This is a genomic window from Flavobacterium sp., from assembly GCF_035456085.1.
In the GTDB taxonomy this organism is placed as follows: domain Bacteria; phylum Bacteroidota; class Bacteroidia; order Flavobacteriales; family Flavobacteriaceae; genus Flavobacterium.
This window is the reverse complement of record NZ_DATIDY010000139.1, coordinates 1-8,535: the sequence shown is the minus strand read 5'-3', so window position 1 is coordinate 8,535 and position 8,535 is coordinate 1. Positions and strand designations below refer to the sequence as shown.

Sequence of the window (8,535 nt, the reverse complement as noted above, 5' to 3'; positions counted from 1 at the left end):
GCTTTGGTTAACGTGGGCGAGAAAAAAATAGTTTTTGTAAAAATGGATAATGGTTTCAAAACAAAAGCTATTCAAACTGGACTTGAAATAGATGATTTTGTTCAAATCCTTGAAGGGCTTTCTGTGGGAGATACAATAGCCAAAAATGCACAATATCTAATCGACAGCGAAAGCTTTATTAAAACCGAATAATGATGAAATACGAAGTATTCACCAATACAATTAAAATCAAAATGATGAGTAATACAATGAAAAAAATCAGTTTACTATCATTCCTCTTTACAACGATGATAGCTTGTAATACAAAAAACAAAGAAGACCACAGTGGGCACAAAATGACTGATGAGAAAATTTTCTACACTTGCTCGATGGACCCGCAAGTGAAGGAAGACAAACCGGGGAAATGCCCTATTTGCCACATGAAGCTTACGCCAATAAAGCATGATAACTCCGAGGCCAACGAAATAAGTTTGAGTAAACAGCAAATCCGACTAGGGAATATTACTACTCAAACCATTTCAAAAAGCCAAAGCAGTCTGGAGCAAAATTATACCGGAGTATTAGCCATTAATCAGGAGAAAGCCAATACTGTTTCGGCAAGAGCAATGGGACGTATCGATAAGTTGTTTTTCAAAACCATTGGCGAATACGTCAAAAAAAACGAACCGGTTTATTCTTTATATAGCGAAGATATTGCTATTGCAAAACAGGATTATTTAACAGCCTACAAACAATTGGCCATGCCGGGCGATTTTGGCAAAAATGCTCAAAATATGCTCAAATCGGCCAAACAAAAATTATTGTTTTTTGGTTTGACCAATGCCCAAATTGAAAGTATAAAGACCAAGGCTGAAGTTTCTCCCAATACTATTTTTTACAGTACGGCAAGTGGTTATATTTCTGAAATAATCGCAACAGAAGGCAGTTATGCGATGGAAGGTTCGGCAGTGATTAAATTGGCCGATTTAAGCAGTCTTTGGCTCGAAACCCAAGTAAATGTGTCCTATGCCAAAAATGTACATTCTGGACAAATCGCTAAAGTTGTTTTTCCTGACTTTCCGGATAAAACAATTAATGCAAAAGTTTCATTTATTAATCCCGAAATCAATCCCGACACCAGACTACTTCTGGTTCGATTGGAAATTCCTAATTACGATTCCCAGCTAAAACCCGGAATGCAAGCCGTTGCTAAATTAACCCAATCCAATGTTAAAGGATTGTTTATACCTGTAGATGCAGTGATTCGGGAAGAAAATGCCTCTTATATTTGGGTAGAAAAAAGAACCGGTGTATTTGAAAATGTTATGGTCGAAACAGGAGCCGAAATCAATGGAATGATTGAAATCAAATCCGATTTAGATTCCTCAAAAAAAGTGGTAGTAACGGGAGCTTATGCCATTAACAGCGAATATAAATTCCGAAAAGGAAGTGACCCGATGGAGGGAATGAAGATGTAAATATTAAAAAATTATGACACACACATACACTGTTACCGGAATGACTTGCGATGGCTGTCGCTCTAAAGTCGAAAAAACATTGAATACAATTGATGGTATTGAAGCAAAAGTTTCATTAACCCCACCATTAGCAACCATCACTATGGATAAACACGTTCCAACATTTGCATTGCAAGAAGCCTTGACAACTGCTGGAAAATACACCATTGAAATGAGTAATGGTAAAATCGAGGAGCATTCTTCAACAAACGAAACTACTTCAAAATTCCATTCCTCCACACATTCCCACAGTGATAAAAAAGAAATTAAAGTTCCTGTTAATGCTAATGGAAAATATTATTGCCCTATGCATTGTGAAGGCGAAAAAGTCTACGACAAAGCAGGCGATTGTCCTGTATGCGGAATGGATTTAGTTAAAGCACCTGAACTAACGGTCAGTAAAGCATTATACACTTGTCCAATGCATCCTGATGTAATGAGTGAAACTCCAGGCTCCTGTCCAATTTGCGGAATGGATTTAGTACCAATGGAACCAAGCGAAAGTGAAGACCAAAAGACGTATACTGATTTGGTTAAGAAAATGAAAATAGCGGTAGGATTTACAGTTCCCATTTTCGCTATTGCAATGATAGAAATGGCACACAACAATCCTTTACTTCAACTAATGGATGTCTCAAAATGGAATTGGGTACAATTGCTATTTTCGCTTCCAGTTGTTTTTTATGCCTGTTGGATATTCTTTGTTCGTGCTTGGAAATCAATAATCACATGGAATTTGAATATGTTTACCCTCATTGGTATTGGAACAAGTGTAGCATTTCTATTTAGTTTACTCGGAATGTTTTTCCCTGATATTTTTCCAAATGAATTCAAAACGGAACACGGTACAGTACACCTATACTTCGAAGCCACAACAGTTATTCTAACTTTAGTTTTATTAGGTCAACTATTAGAAGCGCGAGCACACAGTCAAACCAGTGGTGCTATCAAAGAATTATTAAAACTCGCTCCTACCGAAGCTACTTTAGTAATTGATGGAAGCGATAAAGTGATTTCAATTCACGACATCAAGAAAGGTGATTTATTGCGAGTAAAACCCGGAGACAAAATACCAGTTGACGGAAAAATTACCGATGGCGAAAGTAGTATTGACGAAGCAATGATTACAGGCGAACCAATACCTGTAGATAAAAAGAAAGATGATAATGTAATTGCGGGAACAATAAACGGTAACAAGTCCTTTGTAATGATTGCCGAAAAAGTAGGTTCAGAAACTTTGCTTTCTCAAATTGTGCAGATGGTAAATGATGCCAGTCGTTCAAGAGCACCAATTCAAAAATTAGCGGATAGTATCGCTAAATATTTTGTCCCAATTGTAATTCTTATATCTGTATCAACCTTTTTCATTTGGGCTAAATTTGGTCCAGAACCAGCATTAGTCTATGGTTTTATAAATGCCATTGCAGTATTAATAATTGCCTGTCCTTGCGCTTTAGGTTTGGCAACTCCAATGTCAGTAATGGTGGGTGTTGGAAAAGGGGCACAATCAGGTGTCTTAATTAAGAATGCTGAAGCTTTAGAAAATATGAACAAAGTAAATGTGCTTATTACAGATAAAACAGGAACCATTACGGAAGGAAAACCGTCTGTAGAGAAGATATACACATCCAATAACAACGATAATGATTTATTGCAATTCATTGCTTCTTTAAATCAATATAGCGAACATCCATTAGCACAAGCAGTAGTAAATTATGCTAAATCAAAAACAGTTTCATTAATTGAAGTAAAGGATTTTGAAGCCGTTGCAGGAAAAGGTGTTTCAGGAACAGTAACCAATAAAAAAGTAGCATTAGGTAATAAAAAACTAATGGAACAAGTCAAAGTAACTATTTCTGATGATTTAGAAAACAAAATCAGTGCCGAACAAAAACTAGGAAAAACCGTTTCATATATCGCTGTTGATGACATTGCTGTAGGATTTGTATCAATTACTGATGCGATTAAAACATCTAGTAAGGATGCCATAAAAGAATTAATGCGACAAGGTGTTGAAGTAATTATGCTTACGGGGGATAATGTAAATACAGCCAAAGCAGTTGCCGATGAATTAAGCTTATCATCCTATAAAGCAAGTTGTTTACCCGAAGACAAATTAAACGAAATAAAACGTTTACAATCCGAAGGGAAAATTGTAGCAATGGCAGGCGATGGTATAAATGATGCACCCGCACTAGCACAAGCCAATATTGGAATTGCAATGGGAACAGGAACTGATGTAGCTATAGAAAGTGCCAAAATCACTCTAGTAAAAGGCGATTTGCAAGGCATCGTTAAAGCCAAGAATTTGAGCCACGCTGTAATGAGAAATATCAAACAAAATTTGTTTTTTGCTTTCTTCTACAATGTTTTAGGAGTACCAATAGCATCAGGGGTTTTATATCCATTTTTTGGAATTTTGCTCTCACCAATGATTGCTTCTTGAGCAATGAGTTTTAGTTCGGTATCTGTTATTGGAAATGCTTTGCGATTGAGAAGTTTGAAATTATAAAAACGAATAAGAAATAAGTTATAACTGTATTAAAAATGAACAACCTTACTCAAATAATTCAACAATATAAAACTGATACTGAAAGTGTTTACAATACTTGGTTTGTAGATAATGACCAGCGACTAAAAGCATTTCGGACTATTCGTCGTGGCATTTTGCAAGTGATAGATGATATTAAAAACAAAACATTTCCAAATGATTTTAAAGGCAGTAGTTTAGAACTTGTATTGAGTTGTATAGCAGAGCAGAAACAAGTTTTTGTTGGTGTAGCACATCCTTTTTATTGGAAACCAAAATTAAGAATTCCTGATATTTACGAAAACCAAAACAATAAAATCGCTTTTGGTCAATTTCTCGAAAACTGTATCAATGCCAAAACAAAAGAACAAGTAGTAAAAGAAATTGTAAAATTAGACGAACTCAAAATAAAAGGTCTTGGTCCAGCAGTGGCAAGTATTTTATACTTCTTACACCCAACTTGGTTTCCGCCATTTAATACAGCTATTCTCAATGGATTTAACTTTTTATTCAAAGACAAAAAGAAATTAGGCAGTTGGTCAGAATACTTAAAAATTAGAGAAACCTTAATTGAAATCAACAGTAAACATAAATCAGAATTGTCAAACGATTTAGGAGCAATAGCAGGATTATGTTTTGAAATCGGAACGCAAAAAATGCTTATCGGTAATGATGAATATTTGAGTGAAGAAGAACGTAATAAGTTTGAAAAAAATATCTTAAAACGCCAAAAAGAAATACAGGAGGAAAAGCAAGAAGAAAATCTTCACAATGAAATGCAATACCATTTATTGAAAATTGGAGTTTCATTAGGTTTTGATGTAACCCCGGCGAGTAATGATAAAAGCAAATCATTCAATGGTCAAAGCTTCTCATTTATTTCCATCAATAAGTTTCCTGAACTGCCTTGTGATAAAGATACCCAAAACACAATAAAACTTATTGATGTTCTTTGGTTTGAAAAAGGGACAAATAATATAATTGGAGCATTCGAAGTAGAGAAAAGCACGAGTATTTATTCGGGAATTCTCCGCCTATCCGATTTATATTTTAGTATTTCTGATGGGGATGAGGTTTTCTATATCATCATTCCAGACAGCAGAGAGAAAGATGTAATCCAACAACTCAACAGACCAGCAATAAAAAATTCAAAAATGATTATTAAATACATATTGTTTTCCGAATTGAGAGCCAATTGTGATGCCATTTGCAAATTTGGCTCAGACCATTCCATTATGGAAAAAATCGCAAAATCAATTTAAAAAACTATATATCTAATATTGCAATTATGTAATTTTTACTAGCAATTTCATAATCATTTTAAAGAGAAACAAACTAATTTAATTCAACTGTAGTTAGAAATATAAAATAACGTGAATTAATGTTAAATTTTAAAGTAAAAATTATGAAAATTAGAGACTTTTTATTCAGCTTAACAGTACTCGTGGGGCTTTACTCCTGTAATAATAATGATAACGAGCAAAATGGATTAGTATTACAATCTCACGATGAAAACCAAATGATGGATTCCCTTCATGCTATGAGCAGTAGAATGGACGCAATGGTCCCCACTAAAGACCCAGAAATTGATTTTTTAAAAATGATGGCGATGCATCATAAGGGTGCAATAAATATGGCTAAGGTTGAACTTGAAAGCGGAAAAAATGAAGCTTTAAAAGAAATTGCGAACAAAATGACTACCGATCAACAGCAAGAAATTAAGAAAATAAATGATATTCTGCAAACTTTATCAATTGACAATAGTGACCCAGTCTTTACAACTGAACAAAAAAATAATATGCTAAAAATGGATAAAAATGCTGATGCCCAACCATTGACAGGTGATACTGACAATGATTTTGCTACGTTAATGATTTTACATCATCAGTCTGCAACCGATAACGCTTCTGCCTATTTGCATCATGGAAATAATGATGAAATAAAAGAAATGGCTACAATGATGATAACTATGCAGACGCAAGAAATTATTGAATTGAGTGACTGGCTTAAAAATAATCGTCGGTAACGGTGCGAAAATTGAAAACAGCTTTAAATTTTAGTGCGTTATAATCCGATTTGGATGTTAGTATTTCTAACGGTGAAGAAGTTTTTTATATCATCATCCCAGACAGTAGAGAAAAAGACGTTATTCAGCAACTCAACCGACCAGCAATAAAAAATTCAAAAATGATTATTAAATACATATTGTTTTCCGAATTGAGAGCCAATTGTGATGCCATTTGCAAATTTGGTTCTGACCATTCCATTATGGATAAAATTGCAAAATCAATTTAAATCCAAGTTAATCATTTATCAGATTATATCCATTTCAAACAACTTGGGCACCCGAGAGCTTTAGCTCGAACAGGCGAAGCAATCAAGCGGTCTCTCTCCGGTCGTTTGCTTTGTTCCGTTCGGCTGTTCCAGTCGGTCGTCGGCAGAAAAAGCCTCCTTCCTCCGTTCCACAGTCCACTCGTCAGCATAGCGTCGGCCAGCCCCGAAAAAAGGGCAGGCCACCACTACGCTTCCTCGCCCTCATCTCCACACGCTCTCTTCCTACGTTCGTCGGGGCTAGTACATCCACAATACCGCTTCATTCCGTTCCGCTCCCCCGCCGCCGCGGGTACGTTCCACTGCATTCCAGCCGTATTATGTCTGTCGCCCCTGGTTGTTTCAGCTGTTGCTCCTTCGCACAGCCATCGGAAAAGAAGAGCACCTCCCTTCGAAAAAAAATAAAAAAGAAAGTAAAGGTAAGTTCCGTTTTCAAAAAGTAAAGTTCAAGCCCTCTGGGTTTTTGAAAAAATCTCCACCCTTCAACCTGAATTCATTTCAGGTTCTTTTTTATAATCAATCTCCGATTCCCAACACGTTTTTGATTATAAGTCGGGTAGTATTTTTTCAAAAAAACTTGACTTCTTTTGAAACCTCCACTAATACGACGACTTTCTTTTTTTCTCTTTTTTTGTTTTGAAAATTATAGAAAAACAATGGATTGATAATCCTCCCGTATAAAGATGCAAGTTGATCAGAAACTACTATTACATTGGCAAAGGATGAGGTTTTGTATTTTAAAGTTGAACTAATTTTTTAGATTAAATTCTCAAAGGCAATGTTCAATTCTTCTGTACTAAAATCTTCCAAATATGCTTCAGTTGTTTTAATAGATTGATGTCCTAATCCTTGCTTTATCATTACTGTGCTTAATCCTTTCTTTAAAGATAGTGTTGCAAAAGTGTGTCTGGCAGTATAAAAAGTAACTTTTGTTTTAATGCCACATTCAAGTGATATGGTGTTAAGAAGTTTGCCGTAATAATTTAGCACACTTTTTTTTCGATCCCTGAGTTCTGTTTTGGTATAATGGTTTTTGTCTTTTTCTAAAATTGGGAAAATATAATCAGTTTCAAAAGGGCGATAGATTTTAAAGTATTGTAAAATTTCGGTCATGTATTTATTATCCGGAATTTTTACATTTAATTTTACCAGAGTCTTATTTCTGACATATGAAAAACTACTTAAGTCCACATCATTCCATTTTAATTCAGCTATATCAGTAAAATTCATACCACGGCAGTAGAAACTGAACAAATAAGTGTACAATGCTTTAATGCCCTCTTTATTAGTTGAAAAATCGTAATCTAATAGTAATTGTAAATCCTGTTTGCTTAACGCTTTTTTTACTTTGCTGGATTTCAATTTTGAAATTATGTAATCTCTGAAAGGATATGTTTCACTTGATGCAATTTTTGATTTAATAGCCGAATTATAAACAGATCTAATATTGCGCATATATACCCCAATTCCGCCATCATGGCAACCTCTTGAGCGCAAATGAGCCTCAAAAGCTACTAAGAAAGTATAATTAATTTTTGCGAATGAGTAGGTTGAAAGTTCAGGCTGGAATCGCATAAGAGCAGAAATGGTATCACGATAAGAACAACTAGAACTTATTTTTCCAGACTCTTTGAGCTGTAATTTTCTCTTTTCGAAATAAGCAATGAAATTTATTTTTTCTACTTCTTGTGGTCTAAATAAAGCATCAAATGCTTCAATTGAATATTCGTGCCCTTCTTCAATCAGTTTATTTAAAATTTTAGAAGCATCATGTTTTATCGAATTCAATATCCGATTAGCTTGTAAATAATTTGGGAATTGTGATTTAAATTCACTTGCTTTGTCGTTCCAAAATTTTGGAAGTACGTTATAAGGAGTTTTATAGAATTTGGATTTTCTATTAATAGTAATTCTTAAGTTTATTGGATATGTTCCATCACTTAACTCTGTTTTTTTTAGTATAATTTTTAAACTAGCTTTCATTCTTACATATTTTTAAGTACAACATCCGTACAACAAATGCATGTATTTTATGAAGTTGAATGAAACAAAAGTATTTTTAAAAATTCATAAGTAGTTGATATATAGTTACTTTGAAGCTAAATGCAATTAAGTGCAAAGGCTATTTATCTATCTCATAATCAGGTGGTCCCTGGTTCGAGCCCAGGTGGGACCACT

The 8,535-nt window shown here is 34.6% G+C and carries 5 protein-coding genes and 2 pseudogenes; 6 read left to right on the top strand and 1 reads right to left on the bottom strand.

Going from position 1 to position 8,535, the window contains the following annotated elements; genetic code table 11:
* The 6 genes and pseudogenes from VLC96_RS11005 to VLC96_RS10980 form a co-directional block, all read left to right on the top strand.
* Positions 1–192, top strand: a pseudogene (locus VLC96_RS11005) (efflux RND transporter periplasmic adaptor subunit); the annotation flags it as partial.
* Positions 192–1,457 carry an efflux RND transporter periplasmic adaptor subunit gene (locus tag VLC96_RS11000; RefSeq protein WP_325262927.1) on the top strand — a complete coding sequence of 422 codons (1,266 nt, stop codon included), beginning with the start codon at positions 192–194 and terminating at the stop codon, positions 1,455–1,457. The pseudogene VLC96_RS11005 and the gene VLC96_RS11000, both read left to right, overlap by 1 nt.
* A gap of 13 nt (positions 1,458–1,470) precedes the next feature.
* Positions 1,471–4,008: pseudogene (locus tag VLC96_RS10995) on the top strand (heavy metal translocating P-type ATPase).
* 35 nt (positions 4,009–4,043) lie between these two features.
* Complete coding sequence (locus tag VLC96_RS10990; RefSeq protein WP_325262925.1) at positions 4,044–5,288, top strand: type II restriction enzyme NmeDI-related protein; 1,245 nt, start codon at positions 4,044–4,046, stop codon at positions 5,286–5,288.
* Positions 5,289–5,431: 143 nt separating this feature from the next.
* Entirely contained in the window at positions 5,432–6,052 is a 621-nt protein-coding gene (locus VLC96_RS10985; protein WP_325262924.1) for a DUF305 domain-containing protein, read from the top strand.
* A 50-nt stretch (positions 6,053–6,102) separates the two neighbouring features.
* Positions 6,103–6,321, top strand: coding sequence for a hypothetical protein (locus VLC96_RS10980; RefSeq protein ID WP_325262923.1), 219 nt, complete (start codon positions 6,103–6,105; stop codon positions 6,319–6,321).
* Positions 6,322–7,113: 792 nt separating this feature from the next.
* Here the strand turns inward: VLC96_RS10980 and VLC96_RS10975 are convergent.
* Positions 7,114–8,340: a site-specific integrase gene (locus VLC96_RS10975; RefSeq protein ID WP_325262921.1), complete on the bottom strand. Its 1,227-nt coding sequence runs from the start codon at positions 8,338–8,340 to the stop codon at positions 7,114–7,116.
* Positions 8,341–8,535 lie beyond the last annotated feature (195 nt).

Coding starts and splice junctions, on each gene's coding strand:
- VLC96_RS10985 (WP_325262924.1), top strand. CDS start 5,432: ATGAAAATTAGAGACTTTTTATTCAGCTTAACAGTACTCGTGGGGCTT.
- VLC96_RS10975 (WP_325262921.1), bottom strand. CDS start 8,340: ATGAAAGCTAGTTTAAAAATTATACTAAAAAAAACAGAGTTAAGTGAT.
- VLC96_RS10990 (WP_325262925.1), top strand. CDS start 4,044: ATGAACAACCTTACTCAAATAATTCAACAATATAAAACTGATACTGAA.
- VLC96_RS11000 (WP_325262927.1), top strand. CDS start 192: ATGATGAAATACGAAGTATTCACCAATACAATTAAAATCAAAATGATG.